This window comes from Legionella lytica (assembly GCF_023921225.1).
GTDB classification, from domain to species: Bacteria; Pseudomonadota; Gammaproteobacteria; order Legionellales; family Legionellaceae; genus Legionella; species Legionella lytica.
Window position 1 is genome coordinate 1,752,259 of the sequence record NZ_CP071527.1, and the last position, 18,371, is coordinate 1,770,629.

Genomic DNA, 18,371 nt, shown 5'->3' on the forward strand with positions numbered 1-18,371 from the left:
CTCGTGATTACTCGAATAACTACATTATTTCTTTTGTTGTTTACGCAACAGCTTTTCGCTCTTGATTTAGAATTAACTCAAGGGATTAACTCAGCTTTACCAATAGCTATTAATTCTTTTGGCTCTGATCGTGGCGCCCAGGAAATAGCCCAAGTTGTTGAGCATGATTTAACTTTTTCAGGACAATTTAAAATTGTTTCAGGTCCCCAAGGTCCTAATGCACAATCATCCGTTGCTACGTTAAAGCAATTAGGAGCTGATAGTGTGGTGACTGGGCGTGTTGTTCCCGTGGGGGGGCAATATGAGGTTAGTTTTACCTTGTCGGATGCCGTAGCTAATGGTTCAGTTTTATTGACCAAAACCTATAAAGTTGCTGCGAGTCAGTTAAGACCTTTGGCACATCATATTAGTGATGAAGTCTACCAAAAGCTGACTGGTGAGCGAGGAATTTTCTCTACTCGTATCGCGTATATTTCTGTACAAAGAAGTACTCGTGGATCTCGTTATTCACTAGAAGTTGCTGATGCAGATGGCTATAACCCACAAAGTTTATTGGTTTCATCTGAGCCAATTATGTCACCATCTTGGGCACCAAATGGGCGCAGTATTTCGTATGTATCCTTTGAGAAAAAGCGCGCGCAAATTTTTACAGTGTCTGTTGAAACGGGACAGCGTCGATTAATTACTAGCTTCCCAGGCATTAACGGTGCTCCAGCCTGGTCACCAGATGGTAATCAATTAGCAGTAGTTTTATCAAAAAGTGGCACGCCTAAACTATACAGTGTTGATGTGGGTAGTGGGGCGATGAAACAGCTCACCTTTGGTGATGCAATTGATACAGAGCCTCGCTATGCACCTGATGGTAAGAGCATTCTTTTTACTTCTGGTCGCGGTGGTTCACCTCAAATCTATCGTTTATCTTTAGCTGATGGACAAGTAAGTCGTGTTACTTTTGATGGTAACTATAATGCTCGTGCATCATACACTCCAGATATGAAAAACATCATCATGCTGCATCGCGATGACCGACAGTTTAATATTGGCCTACAAAGTGCCAGTGGCGGTCCTGTGGTAAGTTTAACCTTTTCTGGGCGCGATGAATCTCCATCTGTAGCCCCTAATGGACGGTTAGTGTTGTATGCAACTCATAACCAGGAGCAAGGTGTGTTAGGTATCGTTTCTCTTGATGGTCGTATTCGAATGAAATTACCAGCACGTGAAGGTGATGTTCAAGAGCCAGCATGGTCTCCATATTTAGGCTAAGGTTTATTGTCAGATGAAACGGATTTTATATATATTAATACTTGGTCTGATGGCGTTAAATTCTTATGGATGGAATATGCAAGGCCATCAGGTTGTGGCGCAAGTTGCGTATAATAATTTGACGCCACAAGCAAAGGAAATGTGTCGTAAGATTTTGAATTCACGTTCAAAAAAATCATTTAATGCTAATTTTATTGCTGCGGCTGTTTGGTTAGATCAGATTCGTTTTAAAAATGTGCATTGGTACGATACGTTCCATTATATTAATACTCCATTTGCTGAGGACGATACTGCACTTCCTTCTGTTGAGACGAGCAATGCTGTATGGGGTATTAAGAATGCGATTGCCGCACTGTCGGCAAAAAGGGCCAGTGCTTCTGATAAACGTTTGTCATTATTGATTTTGATTCACTTGGTAGGGGATATTCATCAGCCTCTACATACAGCAACTAAAGTCAGTCATCGCTTACCTAAAGGTGATTTGGGTGGCAATTTATTCCCCTTGGGTGCCAATTATGTTGGCGCTAATTTGCATCAATATTGGGATAATGGTGCCGGATTTTTTATTGGACGCAGTAAAATAGGCCAAATTAAGTTTAAGGCACGATTATTAGAACAGCGATGGCCTTGTAATCAGGTTTCTACTTTAAACGATCCGGGGCAGTGGGCTAAAGCCTCTTATGAATTAGCTACCAATCAGGCTTATCACATCCATCCCAAGGAAGTACCTAGTAAGCAGTACCAGCTAAGGGCACAAAGCCTGATTCAAAAGCAGACTGCTACTGCAGGATGTCGTCTGGCTTTTGTGCTTAATCAACTAGCCAAGTCTTAGTCAAGCTCTGTAAATGCAGGCTAGCTTGCAGCAGAACCTTGGTGCATCAAGATTAACAGAAACATAAGAACGAAATCATATATTGACCTGTACTAAATTTGTATTTTATGTTAGTCTTATCGCCAGATAATTTGGCGTCAGGATCTTCTATATGAAAAAACAAGTTGAACGATTAGCTCATCAAACATTAAAAAAGCTTACCCATCAATTATTAGAATCTCCACGTGCATCCTCTTTAACAAAAGACGAAATAATTCAAATTATAACCGATACTATTCATAATGATTATATATCTTGTAGAAAATCGCAAAGACAGGATTTTTATAAAAAGTTATCCCATTTATTGCATCCTGATCGGTTTTCTAGAGATTTGGAATATAGAAACCTTGCCGTTTATCTAAATGAGCGGGAACTACTCGAAGAACCCCAGAAAATTTTAAATGAACACTATAAAGGCGAATCTGTTGAAACTTATTTTACTTTTTTCAAGGACGTTTTTAGTAATCCAAGCCAATCTCTAGATATTCTTAGACGTCGTGCACCAGATAATCCATTAGTTAAGAATATACAGCGCTATAACGCTCCTATTAAGTTGGGAGTTATTATCCTATTGGCTGTTTCTTTACTTGCCTCTGGGGTGATTGCGGTATTAAGTAGCCTTGCTTCCACTATAACTCGTTCGCTTATCAATGCTGCGAATAACCTTATCAATCATGGGCTAAATAAAATTACAGAAAATAGATATGAGCAAATGGCTGAGCTTTATAAAGAAGCTAATTTTTTGCAATATAAAAAGCAGTTTTTGATCAAATCAAAGATAACAATACAATCTGAAATGTTAATGAGTAATTATGAGTTGTATAGCGCCATAAATAGCATGGATGATTCAGAGTTTTGGGACTACCTGTTAACTATTGAGCCCATCAATGAAGCGACAGTTAATACTGCTGAAGAACTGGTTCATGAAAAAATAAAGAAGAGTGCCGTATTTTCAATAGATAAAATAAAATCTGCCTTTTTTGCACTTTATGAAACAGGAACTGATGTAAATAAGGGCCTATCACAGCGAGCTATGCTGTTAATTACGTCTCCTTTCGTATTGACGGCACTTGTATTAGGAGAAACAGTTTCATTGGCGCAGCATTGGTTTTTTGCAGCACTGGATGCCGCAAACGTGGTTTCGTCTTATGTGGTGTTTACGGTATTAAATGCACCTCTTATTAGCTATGATGTTTCAGTGTCTCTATTGGAGTACTTATTGGATAAAGATATTGTTGACCATGAGGTATCTGCAACTGAAGTTCATAAAACTCCATTGTATTTATTATTTGATAAGCCTGTGGATTCTGTCAGCCTGTCAAGCTCTGAAGTAGAACCTATTCATATGGGCTCACCTATTCAAGGTACTCTAGTACAAGAAACAAGTGTTAGTGTACAGACTAATGACAGGTTAACTGTGTCGTTATAAGGTCACTTCCCGAGCTATATGAGGAAATTTCACTTTGCGGTCTGCGCCGTAATGACGAAACGTACGCGTACATTTTGAAATTTTACGGGTACGTTAAGTAGCATTAAGTTAACTTATTGTATAAATAAAAATAATTTTTATTTATAGGATTGTTTGTTCGTGATTTTGTTTTGTGTTACTATTTGACCATTTTGCGATAAATGGTTTGTATTTGATGAATAAATCACCTGATTTGTTAGCTGTTCATACAATAGAATCGATTGGTAATGATCTTTCAATAATGCAAGAAGAAGGGATAGCACTAAATCCCAAAAGGGTTTGGGCCCTTATTAGTCGTCATATTAGCAAATCTTATGCTGAAGTAGGGAAAGAAGATAAAAATACATTCTATCATGAGTTATCGTTTCGTTTGCAATCGGACAAATTCAAGGCCTTTTATCCTGAGTTGTATAACACTTTAAATTTTTTGAAATTGGTAGATAAACCACGAGAAATATTAAATAGTCTTCACCAGAAATATCACGATCGTAAGCAATTATTTAATAATTTGGTTAAGAGTAAAGCATTAAGAACTTTGTTAGAGTATACATTAGATAATCCACTAACAGCTCAATTAGCGCGTTATACACAACCATTTAATTTTTTATCAAAAGCAATTTATTTAACCATACTTATCCCATTAATTATCAGCATTTTTCTTGGTTTTGTTGCGATAAGAACCGTCGATTTAGCATTATCGGTTATTGATTTTTTTGCTAATGTACTGACTCCACTTTTTGTGGGGCATTATTATTCCCAAGAGCTAAATAACTATCGTTTATCACAATTTGCTCATTATAAAAAAGAGTATTTAGTTACTTTACGTGATGATTATATTGCCAAGACGATATGGAATGAATTAGACCATCAAGGATTGCAAAGTTTAAACGATGAGCAGCTTTTTGAATTAATTTTAAATAACGAACTTGATGATAATGGACTCTATAAAAATGCTCCTACTCAAAAGGAAAATGAAACTGCATCCCATTATCAAGAATTACTTAATGATTGGGGGCAAGCTAAAGAGCGGCATGTCGAAGAGATATTGACTCGCCATAATAAAAAAATTAACGATAGCATTTACATTAATGGCGTTGGTCGTATAAAACGCTTATTCATGGCTTTTTATATGGCAATGAGTGAACCAGTAAATGTTGTATCACTATTTTTTCGTCCTTTGCAATTGATTGCAGCAGCATTCATTTTAGCTATGGTTGCGTTAACCGAGCTGGTTCGTTATGCTGCTTTTACTGCGGCTTTAGTAGGAATGACGGCTACGGTATCCGTATGTTTCCTTACTTTATCTTTGTTGAGTAGTCCTCTTTATTCCTATGATTTTTCTCGAAATGTAATGAATAAGTTACAACGAAGTTCTGATAATGCGGAAAAGGCAGAAGCCGGTTCTGAGCTTGAGTTTACAAGCAATCCCTGGCAGGAGTTGTTGAAAAACAAATCTGTAACGCAAAATAAGGCTAAAGGTCGGACTGAGCCGCCTTTCCATCATCACTCTCCTATTGATGAGGTTTCAAAAGGGCCGGAGGATGGGCCTCAAAATGAGCAGGGTTTATCTACCACATTGGTTCAATGATCTGTAGCCTGAACACACATTCAGCGTGTACGCTCTGAACCAACCCATATTAGCTTGCAATAAAGTATTTTTATTTTATTTATAAGGTAGAGCACTCTATGTTTCCAGCAGTTTCTGATAGTAAGTTAGATTCTAAATTCCAAGAAGAGTTAACACCAGAGGTTTTATTAATCGCTGATAAATGTGTGCAACTAATACAAGATACCAATACGAGCCAACCTGATAATCCATTCGATTGGTTTATAAAAAATATGGGATTTACCTCTAAGCATAGACAACCACACAAGGATTCTTCTATTTGTTTCTATTTCCGTATTGTCCGGAATCTGAAAGTGGCCGGAGAAATTACATTTGGATTTCAATTTGCCAATTGGTTTCTATCATTCACCCCAGCTGGGAAAGTTGTTTGCGAAACATCTAGAAATATAAGTAATGATTTAATTTATCACGAACGTGTGGCGCTTTTTTCTGACGATAAAACTATTCTTGAGGTTCTGAAAAAGCTACTTAGCTATAGATGGGCGTGTGATCACACCAGATATTTTGATGAAAAAAAATTTAATGGCGCTCATTTTGTTAGTTATGGTTTGCAATACTTGGGTTTATACGATGCGTTGACTTTTATTTCTAAAAAATATTTGGAAACTTATATGGAGTCTCAATGTTTTCCTTGCATGCTACGTGTGTCTAAAGAGTTCCAAGAGCTAGACGAGTTCGATGATATATGCAAAAACAATCAGGTGCAAAAAGAAATATTGCCCAAAGGTCAGTTTTTATTAACAGCAGAAAGTTGGGCAAAGTTTGATAAATTATATTGTGAGCTCGTAGAAAAGTGGCCTGCGCTTACAATACATTCATCAGACGATGTAAGAGGCTCAATGGAGATCGTTAGGCTTATGATAACCCAGGCGGGAAATTCATTCGCAATGCCTCAGTCAACGTGGCCGAATGACTGCCCACTTTTATGTAGGTTTAATTGGGCAGGCTATAATAACTTAAAGGAAAATCTAAAAGAGTGGTTTTCAGCGGATAAACCCTTAATCAATGAATCTATTGATACAGAAGATAAACCTATATATATAAAACAAAATAGTTTTTTTGAGCAAGCTCCGAATTTATCCAACGAAGTTTTACCTGTGCCGGAGCTATTTAATAATTTTAACAAGCTCTAGTTGTTAAGAGCGCCTATATTCATACGTACTAATATTTTAAAAATACGATTAGAGTAATCAATGATAACCCTCATTTCATTTTAAGTAGCGGTACACCAAATTTAATTAACTGTGCTATATTTTATTGGCAACTGTACAAAAAATAATAGATATCTTTCATTAAAAGGAATTAAATTATGAACAAGATTCTTGCTAAAGCAGGTATGTTTACTTTATTAGTTAGTGTTTCTGTTTATGGTTGGGCTAATGCCTGTATGCCTATTGCAAAAGCATGCATGCAAAATGGCTATCATAAAGGCGGTGAAAAGGAACATAAAGGCTTAGTAAAAGACTGTGTTATGCCAGTTGTAATGGGCTCTAAAACCTTACCAAATACTAATTTTAGCCAAAACGAACTGCAAGGTTGCAAGGAAAAAATTGCTCAAAAAGTAAAAGGTAGAATGTAAGATAAATGTATATCGTAGGCTGGGCTGGTAAGCCCAGTTGACAGAATTTTTGCTACTTCCCGATGCTGGGCTTAACAGCCCAGCCTACAAACGATTTTTGCTACGCTTGTTTCAATGACTCAATTACCGCACCCAAGAAGCGAGTTGCCTCACCTCCAGTTGCCGCTCTGTGATCAAAACTAAGTGATAAAGGCAGCATGTTATGAACTTCAACAGCTCCATTCTCATTTGCAACAACAGCCTTGTAGAGTCGTCCTACTGCTAAGATAGCTACCATCGGGGGGACAATGATTGGACTAGCAAAGCGGCCTGCAAATTTTCCAAAATTAGATAGAGTAATGGTTGCGCCTTTTAATTTGTCGGCAGAAATCTCTCGATTTGCCACAGAGGTTTTAAACTCATTAATCGTTTGACGTAATTCAGCATCAGAACGTTTTGCTGCGTCATGAATAACTGGTACAAATAAGCCTTCATCATTATCCATGGCGAGTCCAAGATGTACTTCGTTAAAGCATTGGCGGGCTCCATGCTTCGTATCAAACCAGGCATTCATTGCGGGCTCTTTTTCTGCAGCATGAATTAATGCACGAATTAAACGCACAGTAATGTCTGTTCCTGGTTTCCAGTTATGGATATCTGCTTCATCAAAGATACTCACTGGAACTACTTCTGCATGTGATTGCACCATGCTGTTTAACATGGCTCGTCGTACACCACGGAGAGGCTCATATCCTACCGGAACCTGGGAGTTTTTATCCGCTTGAGCCTGCACGTCTTCACGTGTAATCATGCCAAAATCACCAGTACCTTTTAGGGAAGCTAAATCTATCCCTAATTTTTTAGCAAGCATTTTTACTGCTGGTGTTGTCTTAATTCGGGCTTTGTCAGAATGCTGAATACCGATAACAAAATTATCTTCACTGATTTCGCTACTTTCTTCTAGGTTTCCAACTACAGTTCCTTTGTCAGCTGTTTTTGCAGTGCTTGATTCAAATGCTACTAATGGTTCACCTGTTTTAATTACATCGCCTGGTTTACCAAATAATTTACCAATAACACCACTTTGAGGGCAGGGAACATCAACAACAGCTTTCGCTGTTTCCATAGAAACCAGGGGCTGATCTGTTACAACTGTATCACCTTCTTTGACAAACCATTCATGAATTTCTGCATCAGGTAAACCTTCGCCTAAATCAGGTAGATTAAAAATATTCATTATTACTCCATTATGCTCATAACACTGTTTTTAATACGTGCAACACTTGGGATGTATTGTTTTTCTAATTGAAAATAGGGCATAACTGTATCATAACCAGTGACGCGTTGAACCGGTGCCATAAGGTCTGCCATTAAATTTTCCATAATCAGCGCGGAAATTTCTGCGCCAACACCGCAGGTTTTTGCCCCTTCATGAACAATAACGCAACGTCCTGTTTTTTCCACAGAAGCAAGAATAGTGTCGATATCTAGTGGCTTTATGGTTGCAACATCAATGAGCTCACATGAAATACCTTCTTCTTCAAGTTGCTTCACTGCTTGCTGGGTTTCATGCAAACTAGCGCCCCAGGTAACTAGCGTGATGTCATCGCCTTGTTTTAAGGTAAAACATTTGCCAATTGGTAATGCTTCTCCATTATCTTCAACTGGCTGTTTAACTAAACGATAGATTCGTTTAGGCTCTAGGAATATAACGGGGTCAGGATTTCGCATCGCTGCAAGCAATAAGCCATAAGCTCTTTTCGGTGACGAAGGAATTACTACTTGCAAGCCTGGAATATGTGCAAATAATGCTTCTGTGCTTTCTGAATGATGCTCTGGCGCTCTAATTCCACCACCAAACGGGGCACGAAATACCAAGGGACAACTCAATCGTCCACGAGTACGGTTGCGCATGCGCGCAGCATGAGAAATAATCTGATTCATTGCAGGGTAAATAAATCCCATAAATTGGAACTCAGCTACAGGCTTTAAACCTTGTAGAGACATACCAATCGCTAATCCTGCAATCATGGATTCAGCAAGCGGTGAGTCAAACACTCGTTTTTCTCCAAATCGTTCTTGCAAGCCTGCTGTTGCACGAAAAACGCCCCCATTCTTACCAACGTCCTCTCCAAAAACAACAACATTATCATCATGAGCTAACTCATAAGCTAGGGCCTGAGTAACAGCTTCAATTAAGGTAATATCAGGCATTAGATGCTTCCTCCATAGCGATTGCACGTTGTTCCACTAAATATTCAGGTAGTTCCGCAAAATGATAATCGAATATACTGCTGATTGGTTGTGGTGTTCTACTCAGGTACTCATCCACTGCTTTTTCAACTTCAGCAGCACAGTGCATCACTAATTGTTCTTCTTCCCCAGCACTCCATAGGTTGTTCTGTACTAAATATTCTTTGAAGCGAGCAATCGGCTCTTTGGGTTTTGCTTGTTCAACTTCAGCAGAAGGTTGATAGCGAGTCGCATCATCAGCTGTGGTGTGATCGGATAAACGATAAGACATGGCTTCAATCAGAGTAGGGCCTTCACCGCGACGGGCTTTTTCAATAGCATCACCAATTACTTGCCGGGTTGCTAAAATGTCATTACCATCTATTTGCACGCCAGAAAATCCGGCGGCTATGGCTTTTTGAGCAATAGTTTCTGTTCCAGTTTGTTTGTCTCTGGGAACAGAAATAGCCCATTGATTATTATTTACTACAAAAACTACGGGTAACTTCCAAGTGCCTGCTACGTTAATGGCTTCATAGAAATCACCTTCTGAAGTTCCACCTTCACCAATACATACTACCGCTACTCTTGGCTCATTCCGGTATTGGAATGCAAAGGCAAGCCCTGTTGCATGCAAGCATTGAGAAGCAATAGGTACACAGATGGGTAAATCTTGAGATTTGCAGGCAAAATCACTGCCACGCTCATCACCACCCCAATAGGTTAGAATTTCAGACATTTTTACGCCGCGCTGAATTTGCGCTGCATAATCGCGATAATATGGGACAAACACATCCTCAGGCTTCATCGCATGACCTATTGCGGTAGAAATCGCTTCTTGGCCATTGATTGGGGCGTAGGTCCCCATTTTACCTGTCCTTTGTAATGCAATTGCTTTCTTATCAAACGTTCGAGTAAGCACCATAACTCGATAGAGTTCTTTAAGTGCTTCAGGGTTACTGGCAAAAGCAGGGGCTTGTCCTGCTAATTTGCCTTGTTCATCTAGAAATTGAGTATATGTAATATCAAATTGAGCAATCGTTGCCATACATGGCTCCTTGTCAACAAAGCGTTTGCATAGCATACTCACAAATTAATTTAAAAACCAGTTAATTATTTGTATCAAATGATGAGAAATATTATAAAGCAATCAGTGCTCTTGACGCTCGATTATTTCCCCTTAATGCAAGAGTATTATCAAAAATTGCGCCATTTACCTGGATTTGTGCTTTTGGAAAGTACGGACCGTTCTCAAGCGCGTTATGATCTAGTCAGTGCCTATCCATATGAGCGGATTAGGATCGATCATCAAACACAAAATGTATCTGAAGTATTATCCTCATTACGAGAGGTTTTAACGGTACAAGCTTCTGTAGCTGATCTTCCGTTTCAAGGTGGGGCAATAGGTTATATTTCTTATGACTTGGGTGCTCAATTGGTTGGAATCGAATCTTCTGCACAACCCAGTTTGGAGACAATGCCCTTATTGGATTTAGGATTGTACGATTGGGCCATTATTGTTGACCATCAGTTTAAAAAGGTAACGTTATTTGCTGCGAATACGCAGCCTTCAACCGCGGCCATTCTTGATGAAATTCTTAGTTTATGGAATGGCAGGCAGGATGAGCCGAGTAAGGCGGTACTAACTAGTGATTTTATGCCCTTAATTTCTCAAAACGAATACCAAGATGCATTCGACTCTATTTATAATTCTTTAATAAAGGGTCGATGTTACCAAACCAATTTGACTCAACCATTTCATGCTAAATATGAAGGAGACAGCTGGGCCTTTTATCAGAAAATTAGTCGTAAAAATCCAGTTCCATTTTCTGCCTTTTTACGAACCCAGGATGCTGATATTTTAAGTTTTTCGCCTGAGCGTTTTCTTCTTTACGATGAAGGTGAGCTACGTACATCTCCAATTAAAGGAACCATAGGGCGCTCCGCAGATCCAATCGAAGATCAGCGTTTAATAAATGAGTTGCTAGCAAGTGAGAAAAATAAAGCTGAAAATGTCATGATTGTTGATTTATTACGTAATGACTTGGGTAAAATAGCTAAGCCTGGCTCGGTACGTGTAACCTCGTTATGTGCTATTGAAAGTTATAATTCAGTACATCACTTAGTAAGTACTATTGAAGCCCAGTGCATAGACTCCATTCATCCGTTAGATGCTTTTTTATCGTGTTTTCCTGGTGGTTCAATTACAGGAGCACCTAAAATTGAATCGATGCAGATTATTAACCAAGAAGAATCTTATGGCCGAGGGGTTTATTGTGGGTCTATTGGTTATTTTTCCCGTCATGGGTATTTTGATACGAACATTGCGATAAGAACCGTGACAGCGAAAAATAATTTATTACACCTCGCGGCAGGTGGTGGAATAGTTATTGACTCCAACTGTGAAGACGAATATCGTGAATGCTTCATCAAAATTGCGGCGATAATTAATGGACTTAAGTGAATTCAAGGATCGTTCTCCAGCTAATGCAGCGGTTATGGTTTTGTATGAACGAGCTTCAGACTCACTCATTTTAACAAAACGCCGAGAAAATCTTCGTGCTCATCCGGGGGAAGTCTGTTTTCCTGGTGGCGCTTGGGAAGAGGGAGACCAAGATTTATATGCTACTGGGTTAAGGGAGCTCTATGAGGAGTTGGGAATTGCTTGCGAGCGAGTTACTTTAATTAAAGCGTTAGAGCCTCAGCCTACTTTATTAGGTAAAATTATCCAGCCTTGGTTTGCCCATATTGAATGCGTTAAGCCTTATCAAATAAACCCTGATGAAGTAGCACGATTGATTATGATTCCTATGCCTTTGGTGCAATCAGCAAAAAATTATAAGGATATAATAGTTGAACGAGGACATTTTCGGTTTAAAAGCTGTGAGTTTGTTTTTCATGAAGATTGGGTTTGGGGGGCTACGGTGAAAATCATGAAGCAGTTGATTGTTGATTGATTACTTAGGGTTCTATTTAATTTAAGGAAATGCCGGGCCATGGGCCCGACCTACTCGGCATGTTTTTGTTATTTCAATGCACGACGAAGAATTTTACCCACGTTCGTTTTAGGAAGCTCATCAAAGAACTCCACAATTTTAGGAATCTTATACGCAGTTAAATGCTCACGACAATACGCAATCACCTCTTCTGCTGTTAAGTTAGGGTCCTTTCTTACGATACAGGCTTTAACACGCTCCCCTGATTCTGCATCGGACACGCCAACCACACCGACTTCCAGTACTCCTGGGTGCATGCTAATTACTTGTTCTACTTCATTGGGGTACACATTGAATCCAGAAACCAGGAGCATGTCCTTCTTTCTATCAACCAGATAGATAAAACCCTCTTCATCCATCCTGCCGATATCTCCAGTTTTTAAATAGCCTGAGCGGGTAAATACTAATGCTGTTTCATCCGGACGCTTCCAATACCCAGGTGTAACTTGAGGGCCTTTAATACAAATTTCACCACTGGAGCCAATAGGTACCTCATTTTCCTCATCATCCAGTATCAAAATATCTGTTGAAGGAAGAGGTAAGCCAATGCTGCCGTTATAACTAGATAATGTCATTGGATTAATGGTTGCCGCAGGGCTTGTTTCTGTTAGTCCATAAGCTTCCAATATAGGTGACTTGGTTACTTCTCTCCAACGTAGAGCAACACTCTTCTGTAGCGCCATTCCACCAGATAAAGACAGTCTTAACTTACTGAAATCCACTTCTTTAAATTGGGGATGATTTAATAAACCATTAAACAAAGTATTAACACCAGTAATGGTAGTGAAGCCGCAATTTTTAATTTCCTTAATGAAGTGCTTCATATCTCGAGGATTGGTAATTAAGATGTTTTTTGCCCCCATTTTCATAAAGGTTAGGCAGTTCGCTGTTAATGAGAAGATGTGATACAAAGGTAATGCGGTGACAATGACTTCTTTTTCCTCCTGTAATGCTGGAGATATCCATGCATAAGCTTGCAACAAATTGGCAACCAAATTTCCATGAGTTAAAATCGCACCTTTGGCTACCCCGGTTGTACCACCAGTATATTGTAAAAAAGCGATATCACTGTGGTTCAACTCGACCTTGTGTAAGGTTGATTGTTTTCCTTCAAGCAACGCATAGTTAAACGCAACAGCATGCGGAATAGAGTAAGCAGGAACCATTTTTTTGACGTATTTTACAACAGCATTAACAATAAAGCGTTTTACAGGAGGGAATAAATCACCGATTTGTGTCACGATAACGTGTTTTATCGTTGGGGTCGAAGGTAATGCGTTTTGAACTGTTTTGGCAAAATTAGCAAGTACAACAATTGCTTCAGCTCCTGCATCATTCATTTGATGAATAACTTCATCAGTCGTATATAAAGGATTTGTATTAACTACAACATAGCCCGCAAGCAAAATACCAAATAGTGCAACGGGGTATTGCAATAGGTTGGGCATCATAATACCGATGCGTGCACCTTTTTCCAACTTAAGCTGTTGGAGGTAGGCTGCAAAACTGTGGCTTAGTTCTTCTAATTCAGCAAAAGTAATTTCACATCCTAAATTGGAGTAAGCTACTTTCGTTGCATGATTAGCGCATGATTCTTTGAACAAAGCGACAAGGGAAGAGTATTGACTAGGGTCAATTTCATGTGGAACGCCATTCTGATATTGTTCAAACCACCGTTTATCCACCTTAATATCCTTCTGTTATTGTTTTTCACATGATAGTATAAATGTTAGTATAAACAAAAAATCTGGTTATGGATATCATACTCATGAGTGAAAATACAACACAAACTCAAGCATTTAAGCTTAAAGGCCGACTTTACACATTCACTGTTTTGCAAGTGCTTAATACTGATAGTGAGGTTTTTACCCAACAATTGGTTGAAACTGTAACAAGAGCTCCCAAACTTTTTGATAAAACTCCAGTTGTTTTTGATCTTACAGCGGTTCATCAATTAGAGTTTGATTTGAATGCTTTAATTCAAGTTGCACGTGCTAATGGGATGATTCCTGTTGCTATTCAGGGCGGAAGTGCCTTGCATGACACATTGGCTCAATGCCAAGGCTTAGCTGTGCTGCATGCTTCTGCAACTCAAGATAAGCCAATTATTGAACGTTCTATTGAACCTGTTCCACAACAACAGCCTGAGGCTGCAAAAACTAAACTAATAACAACTCCGGTACGTTCTGGGCAGCAATTTGTGGCTAAAAATGCTGATCTAATCGTGGCTTCCTCTGTAAGTCATGGTGCGGAATTATTAGCTGATGGTTCAATCCACGTCTATGGTGCTTTGCGTGGTAGAGCTTTAGCTGGGATTTCTGGGGATAAAGAGGCTCGTATTTTTTGCCAATCACTTGAAGCTGAGTTGGTATCAATTGCTGGATTTTATCGTTTAAGTGACGCAATTGAACCGCATAATGGCCCATGCCAAATCTATCTGTTGGATGATCATATCCACATCGAGCCTTTATGATTGATGCTGTTTTTATTTCTGATCTTCATTTACATCCAGAGGAATACGGCATTCAGGCTCATTTTGAATCTTTTCTTAAATGGGCCGTACAGCATTCAGTAAAAAACATTTATATATTGGGTGACTTTTTCCATGCCTGGGCTGGTGATGATACCCTAAATGATTGGAGTAGGGGTATTGCAGAACAATTACATGCCTTAACACGACGAGGGATTAATTTATTTTATATGCATGGCAACCGAGACTTTTTATTAGGGAAAAGTTTTGCCAAGTTGGCAGGATGGTCTATTTTAAAAGAACCAACGATTATTCATTTAGATAATGAAAAAATAATGCTAGTGCACGGGGATCGTTACTGTACCAAAGATGCGGCTCACCAGCGCTTTAGACTTCTTACCCGCAATAAAATTTTCCCCATCTTATTTTTAAGCTTATCGCCAAAATATCGTGAACATTTAGTGAATCAAGTACGCACTCGTAGTCAGAATAATGTGAGTAAATCTATGGAGCAAATGGATGTGGTTGCTGAGTCAGTAATTCGGCATATGCAAGAGCATGGAGTCAGCAAACTTATTCATGGGCATACTCATAAACCGGGTGTGACAAGGTACCCTATTGAGCAAGAAGAATTTGTACGTTATGTACTTAGTGACTGGGATGACAATCCCAACCTGTTGTGTTATGATAATACAAAAGGGCTTTATTTTACCCATATGTAATTCTTTTTTAGGAGCTAAAGATGGCAGAAGACAGATCAACACAAGATGAAATAGCTCAAAAGAAAAAATCGATGGACGATGAAGCTAGGCGTTTAGCGGAAGACAATGCTAAGAAAGCTTTTCAAGCTGCCAAAAATCAAGCAGACGATCTACGAAAAGCAGCCATAGTGGAAGAAATTGAAAAGATAAAGAGACAAGCCATTGAGCGTTATGATGAAAAAGGAAATCCCATTACGAAGCAAGCTATTTTTGAAGATAAGCTTAAATCGGTAATGAGTTCTGAACAAAGCTCAATCCATGACTGGAAGTCAGCCATGATGTCATTGATGTCCGTATTGTCAGCGTTTGTTTCTGCAATGAACCAAGAAGTTAATGAGAAAACGTCTCCGTATTATGTTACGTTAAAGCATGCTCTAAAAAATGGCATTGTCGATATGAAAGATACTCTTTTAGATAAGCTTCGTGGTAATCCAAGAGTGGATTTACCCACGTTAGTTCATAACGTTCAATTAGGAGCAGATAATAAGCTAGAGGTAAAATTACATGCTGGTGCGCAGGAGCTGAAGAACGGAGAAGAGCTTCCTTTAGGCCTAAGAAGTTTAGTTGCTCTGTGGTTAAGAGAACAAGGATATCAGCCAGATCAAAATAACCCAGAAGGATTTTGGACTACAGAAGGGCATGAGCCTTTAACTGCTCAACGGTTTAATGAGCTTAAAAACGACCCAGATAATGGATTAAATGCGTTTTTAAACCGGGCATCAGAAGTGCAATATCGTGAGGAGCTTGATAGTAGTCCAAATCCTCCTTAGGGCTTATTTTTATTAAACAAAAAGCCGTCATGCCCAGGCGAAACCATGACGGCTTTATGTATGTTTTTACTAAGAGCTTTGCAATCTAACATCTGGGATTCCACTGTGAAAACGAAATACTGTATCTGCTGTTAAAATAAATTCATTTTCAAGCGCTAAAAATTTAGCAATGCGCTTACTAACATCCCCGCCATATAACTTAGCCAGACGTAAATAATCTTCAAAATGCCGAGCTTCAGATTTAACCAGGGTACCGTAAAATTTTGCTAAGGCTTCATCTTCAATGTAAGGCATAATTGCATAAAAGCGCTCACAGGAGCGAGCTTCAATAATAGCACCGACGATTAATTGATCACATAAGCGTTCAGTGCCATCCTTACGTGTGACTTGTTTATGTAATACAGTAGCGTAGCCTGATGGATGCAATGGCGCAAATTTAATTCCACGCTGAGTCATTACATTTATTACTTTTTCAAAATGTAGAAGCTCCTCGCGTGCTAAAGGGGACATAACGTCAATAAGTTCCTTTCGCTCAGGATATTTGCTCATAAAATTAATGGCAGTAGCGGCTGCTTTTCGTTCACAGTGTGCATGATCAATCAGTAATAAAGGAATCTGCTGAGCAGCATGATCTAGCCATAATTGGGGTGTTTTTATTTGGAGAAATTCATTTAATGTTTGTAAATCAGTATCTAATCGTTTTAACATCTGGGAAATACACTATACTTTCAAATAAATAGTCTTATATCACATACTGTAAATAAATTAAATTGGATGAAAAATGAGCGTAGAAAAATCAGAAAATGACTTAAGCAACTGGTTTTCAACTTACGGGGTGATAACTGCTGAGCGTATTTTAGGTCGATATCATATCAATTTAACGCAAATTGACTTAGTCGCGGCGGTAAAAAGTAGCTTTAGTTTTTATCATAAGGTGTTGCAAATACCGTTACGAAATGTCCTTAATGGGATCGTGTTGCAGCAGGCAAATGATTATCACGTCTATGTGCAAAAGCTTTTTATTGATTATTTATTATCCGGAGAAAACTCTAAGGATGAATCATCGCCGGGAGCGAATACTCGTGAGGCATTGGAAAATGAACGCCAGCAACTTCTTGCACTAGGTGAGGAATATCATCAACGAGAAGGAGAGCATAATCATTTAATTTCAAGCAGTCAAAGCTTCCTAATAAAAATTTCTGCTGATTTTAATAAAGCTTTTGAAAAGGCTATTACTTCAATTGCACAAATCTTTAAAAAAGAGGGACTTACTGAAGACAAAAACAAAATTCGTAAGGCAATTAATTTTGCACTAATTAATTGTGATTTAATTAATCCTAAGTTACAAAGTGATCCTTTACTTTTTGTAGTAAAAATGAGTGAAGATCTTAAATTATCATTAAATGATGATTTAAAAGAGAAAATTGTAGAGAGTATCTCTGAGCTTACTGATATAGTCCTTCAGTTTGACGAGAAAACGCGGGCTTTCCGTGAGCGAACAGAGGACATGACTGTCTTCGCAAATGGGTTTAGAACGCAATTTTATGACACTATTTTACGGGTTATTGAGCTTATTAAAATTTTACCCGAATATAAGATTGACGCTGAGCAGGATATCATCAACAGAGAGTCATTGTATTTTGATAAAAGCATAGGTCAACTTGAAAAAGCTTAATTCGTAGGCTGACTTGTGATGTCGGTCGGGTCCATGGCCCGACATTTTATCAAACTCTACATCCTCGCAATCCATCAAGTTTGTAAGGGAATTTATCTCCGAAACGTCGGGCCGTGTGCCTGACCTACGGTATTTTACGGCCCCGCATCCCTCTATGACGTACTCTTATGAATTTATATTAGCCATAAAGCATTTATTTCGTGTATAATAGCGCGCTTTAACTATTAATTCCTATGGAGTGTGCATAATGGCAAAAGAATTAACATTATCAATTATTAAACCGGATGCTGTAGCTAAGTCTGTAATTGGTAAAATTTATACTCGTTTTGAAGATGCTGGTTTAGATGTTGTTGCTGCAAAAATGGCTCATTTATCTCGCGAACAAGCTGAAAACTTCTACGACATTCACCGTGCTCGTCCTTTCTTCAATGCTTTAGTTGAGTTCATGATTTCTGGTCCTGTAATGATCCAGGTATTAAAAGGCGACAACGCTGTACTGAAAAACAGAGACATCATGGGCGCTACTAACCCTAAAGAAGCTGCTCCTGGTACTATTCGTGCTGATTTCGCTGATAGCATTGATGCAAACGCAGTTCACGGTTCTGACAGCTTAGAAAATGCTGCTCGTGAAATTGCTTTCTTCTTTGAACCACACGAAGTTTGTGAGCGATAAGAATTAG

At 38.8% G+C, this 18,371-nt stretch carries 18 protein-coding genes; 13 read left to right on the forward strand and 5 right to left on the reverse strand.

Annotation, left to right across the window (positions count from 1 at the left end):
• Positions 1-3: 3 nt before the first annotated feature.
• From tolB to J2N86_RS07815, 6 genes are all read left to right on the forward strand, one after another.
• Positions 4-1,263 carry a Tol-Pal system beta propeller repeat protein TolB gene (gene tolB / locus J2N86_RS07790; protein ID WP_252578791.1) on the forward strand — a complete coding sequence of 420 codons (1,260 nt, stop codon included), beginning with the start codon at positions 4-6 and terminating at the stop codon, positions 1,261-1,263.
• Positions 1,264-1,276: 13 nt separating this feature from the next.
• Positions 1,277-2,095: a S1/P1 nuclease gene (locus J2N86_RS07795; protein ID WP_252578793.1), complete on the forward strand. Its 819-nt coding sequence runs from the start codon at positions 1,277-1,279 to the stop codon at positions 2,093-2,095.
• A gap of 151 nt (positions 2,096-2,246) precedes the next feature.
• Positions 2,247-3,563: a hypothetical protein gene (locus J2N86_RS07800; RefSeq protein WP_252578795.1), complete on the forward strand. Its 1,317-nt coding sequence runs from the start codon at positions 2,247-2,249 to the stop codon at positions 3,561-3,563.
• 214 nt (positions 3,564-3,777) lie between these two features.
• A complete protein-coding gene (locus tag J2N86_RS07805) occupies positions 3,778-5,190 on the forward strand; it encodes a hypothetical protein (protein ID WP_252578797.1) in 1,413 nt (470 codons plus the stop codon).
• Between the two features lie 98 nt (positions 5,191-5,288).
• Positions 5,289-6,362: a hypothetical protein gene (locus J2N86_RS07810; RefSeq protein WP_252578799.1), complete on the forward strand. Its 1,074-nt coding sequence runs from the start codon at positions 5,289-5,291 to the stop codon at positions 6,360-6,362.
• A 176-nt stretch (positions 6,363-6,538) separates the two neighbouring features.
• On the forward strand, positions 6,539-6,808 hold the full coding sequence (locus J2N86_RS07815; protein WP_252578801.1) for a hypothetical protein: 270 nt from the start codon (positions 6,539-6,541) through the stop codon (positions 6,806-6,808).
• Between the two features lie 100 nt (positions 6,809-6,908).
• Here J2N86_RS07815 and J2N86_RS07820 read toward each other — a convergent pair whose 3' ends face one another.
• The 3 genes from J2N86_RS07820 to pdhA are packed head-to-tail and all read right to left on the reverse strand — an operon-like array spanning position 6,909 to position 10,067.
• Positions 6,909-8,024, reverse strand: a complete 1,116-nt coding sequence (locus J2N86_RS07820; protein ID WP_252578803.1) for a dihydrolipoamide acetyltransferase family protein — start codon at positions 8,022-8,024, stop codon at positions 6,909-6,911.
• Between the two features lie 2 nt (positions 8,025-8,026).
• Complete coding sequence (locus J2N86_RS07825) at positions 8,027-9,001, reverse strand: alpha-ketoacid dehydrogenase subunit beta (protein WP_252578805.1); 975 nt, start codon at positions 8,999-9,001, stop codon at positions 8,027-8,029.
• Positions 8,994-10,067 (reverse strand): pyruvate dehydrogenase (acetyl-transferring) E1 component subunit alpha, encoded by a 1,074-nt coding sequence (pdhA, locus tag J2N86_RS07830; protein ID WP_252578807.1) that lies wholly within the window; start codon positions 10,065-10,067, stop codon positions 8,994-8,996. The genes J2N86_RS07825 and pdhA overlap by 8 nt, the downstream gene beginning before the upstream one ends.
• Positions 10,068-10,160: 93 nt before the next feature.
• Between pdhA and pabB the strand changes: the two genes are divergently transcribed.
• Positions 10,161-11,483 (forward strand): aminodeoxychorismate synthase component I, encoded by a 1,323-nt coding sequence (pabB, locus tag J2N86_RS07835; protein ID WP_252582418.1) that lies wholly within the window; start codon positions 10,161-10,163, stop codon positions 11,481-11,483.
• A complete protein-coding gene (locus tag J2N86_RS07840) occupies positions 11,470-11,976 on the forward strand; it encodes an NUDIX hydrolase (RefSeq protein WP_252578809.1) in 507 nt (168 codons plus the stop codon). The genes pabB and J2N86_RS07840 overlap by 14 nt, the downstream gene beginning before the upstream one ends.
• 68 nt (positions 11,977-12,044) lie before the next feature.
• On the opposite strand, the gene J2N86_RS07845 is transcribed toward J2N86_RS07840, so the two are convergent.
• Positions 12,045-13,700 (reverse strand): AMP-binding protein, encoded by a 1,656-nt coding sequence (locus J2N86_RS07845; RefSeq protein WP_252578811.1) that lies wholly within the window; start codon positions 13,698-13,700, stop codon positions 12,045-12,047.
• Positions 13,701-13,783: 83 nt separating this feature from the next.
• Here J2N86_RS07845 and minC point away from each other — a divergent pair, with 83 nt between their 5' ends.
• The 3 genes from minC to J2N86_RS07860 are packed head-to-tail and all read left to right on the forward strand — an operon-like array spanning position 13,784 to position 16,016.
• Positions 13,784-14,488 (forward strand): septum site-determining protein MinC, encoded by a 705-nt coding sequence (minC, locus tag J2N86_RS07850; RefSeq protein WP_252578813.1) that lies wholly within the window; start codon positions 13,784-13,786, stop codon positions 14,486-14,488.
• Positions 14,485-15,207: a UDP-2,3-diacylglucosamine diphosphatase gene (locus J2N86_RS07855; protein ID WP_252578815.1), complete on the forward strand. Its 723-nt coding sequence runs from the start codon at positions 14,485-14,487 to the stop codon at positions 15,205-15,207. Before minC ends, J2N86_RS07855 begins: the two co-directional genes overlap by 4 nt.
• Positions 15,208-15,227: 20 nt before the next feature.
• The gene (locus J2N86_RS07860) at positions 15,228-16,016 is read left to right on the forward strand and encodes a hypothetical protein (protein WP_252578817.1); all 789 of its coding nucleotides are present in this window, start codon (positions 15,228-15,230) and stop codon (positions 16,014-16,016) included.
• A gap of 69 nt (positions 16,017-16,085) precedes the next feature.
• Here J2N86_RS07860 and miaE read toward each other — a convergent pair whose 3' ends face one another.
• A complete protein-coding gene (miaE, locus tag J2N86_RS07865; RefSeq protein WP_252578819.1) occupies positions 16,086-16,724 on the reverse strand; it encodes a tRNA-(ms[2]io[6]A)-hydroxylase in 639 nt (212 codons plus the stop codon).
• 73 nt (positions 16,725-16,797) lie between these two features.
• Here miaE and J2N86_RS07870 point away from each other — a divergent pair, with 73 nt between their 5' ends.
• Both J2N86_RS07870 and ndk read left to right on the forward strand, forming a co-directional pair.
• The gene (locus J2N86_RS07870) at positions 16,798-17,691 is read left to right on the forward strand and encodes a hypothetical protein (protein WP_252578821.1); all 894 of its coding nucleotides are present in this window, start codon (positions 16,798-16,800) and stop codon (positions 17,689-17,691) included.
• 247 nt (positions 17,692-17,938) lie between these two features.
• Positions 17,939-18,364: a nucleoside-diphosphate kinase gene (gene ndk, locus J2N86_RS07875; RefSeq protein WP_252578823.1), complete on the forward strand. Its 426-nt coding sequence runs from the start codon at positions 17,939-17,941 to the stop codon at positions 18,362-18,364.
• Positions 18,365-18,371 lie beyond the last annotated feature (7 nt).

Bases quoted from the DNA above. Each gene is read 5' to 3' on its own strand.
- J2N86_RS07795 (WP_252578793.1), top strand. From the start codon at position 1,277: ATGAAACGGATTTTATATATATTAATACTTGGTCTGATGGCGTTAAAT.
- J2N86_RS07800 (WP_252578795.1), top strand. From the start codon at position 2,247: ATGAAAAAACAAGTTGAACGATTAGCTCATCAAACATTAAAAAAGCTT.
- J2N86_RS07805 (WP_252578797.1), top strand. From the start codon at position 3,778: ATGAATAAATCACCTGATTTGTTAGCTGTTCATACAATAGAATCGATT.
- J2N86_RS07810 (WP_252578799.1), top strand. From the start codon at position 5,289: ATGTTTCCAGCAGTTTCTGATAGTAAGTTAGATTCTAAATTCCAAGAA.
- J2N86_RS07815 (WP_252578801.1), top strand. From the start codon at position 6,539: ATGAACAAGATTCTTGCTAAAGCAGGTATGTTTACTTTATTAGTTAGT.
- J2N86_RS07820 (WP_252578803.1), bottom strand. From the start codon at position 8,024: ATGAATATTTTTAATCTACCTGATTTAGGCGAAGGTTTACCTGATGCA.
- J2N86_RS07825 (WP_252578805.1), bottom strand. From the start codon at position 9,001: ATGCCTGATATTACCTTAATTGAAGCTGTTACTCAGGCCCTAGCTTAT.
- pdhA (WP_252578807.1), bottom strand. From the start codon at position 10,067: ATGGCAACGATTGCTCAATTTGATATTACATATACTCAATTTCTAGAT.
- J2N86_RS07840 (WP_252578809.1), top strand. From the start codon at position 11,470: ATGGACTTAAGTGAATTCAAGGATCGTTCTCCAGCTAATGCAGCGGTT.
- minC (WP_252578813.1), top strand. From the start codon at position 13,784: ATGAGTGAAAATACAACACAAACTCAAGCATTTAAGCTTAAAGGCCGA.
- J2N86_RS07855 (WP_252578815.1), top strand. From the start codon at position 14,485: ATGATTGATGCTGTTTTTATTTCTGATCTTCATTTACATCCAGAGGAA.
- J2N86_RS07860 (WP_252578817.1), top strand. From the start codon at position 15,228: ATGGCAGAAGACAGATCAACACAAGATGAAATAGCTCAAAAGAAAAAA.
- miaE (WP_252578819.1), bottom strand. From the start codon at position 16,724: ATGTTAAAACGATTAGATACTGATTTACAAACATTAAATGAATTTCTC.
- J2N86_RS07870 (WP_252578821.1), top strand. From the start codon at position 16,798: ATGAGCGTAGAAAAATCAGAAAATGACTTAAGCAACTGGTTTTCAACT.
- ndk (WP_252578823.1), top strand. From the start codon at position 17,939: ATGGCAAAAGAATTAACATTATCAATTATTAAACCGGATGCTGTAGCT.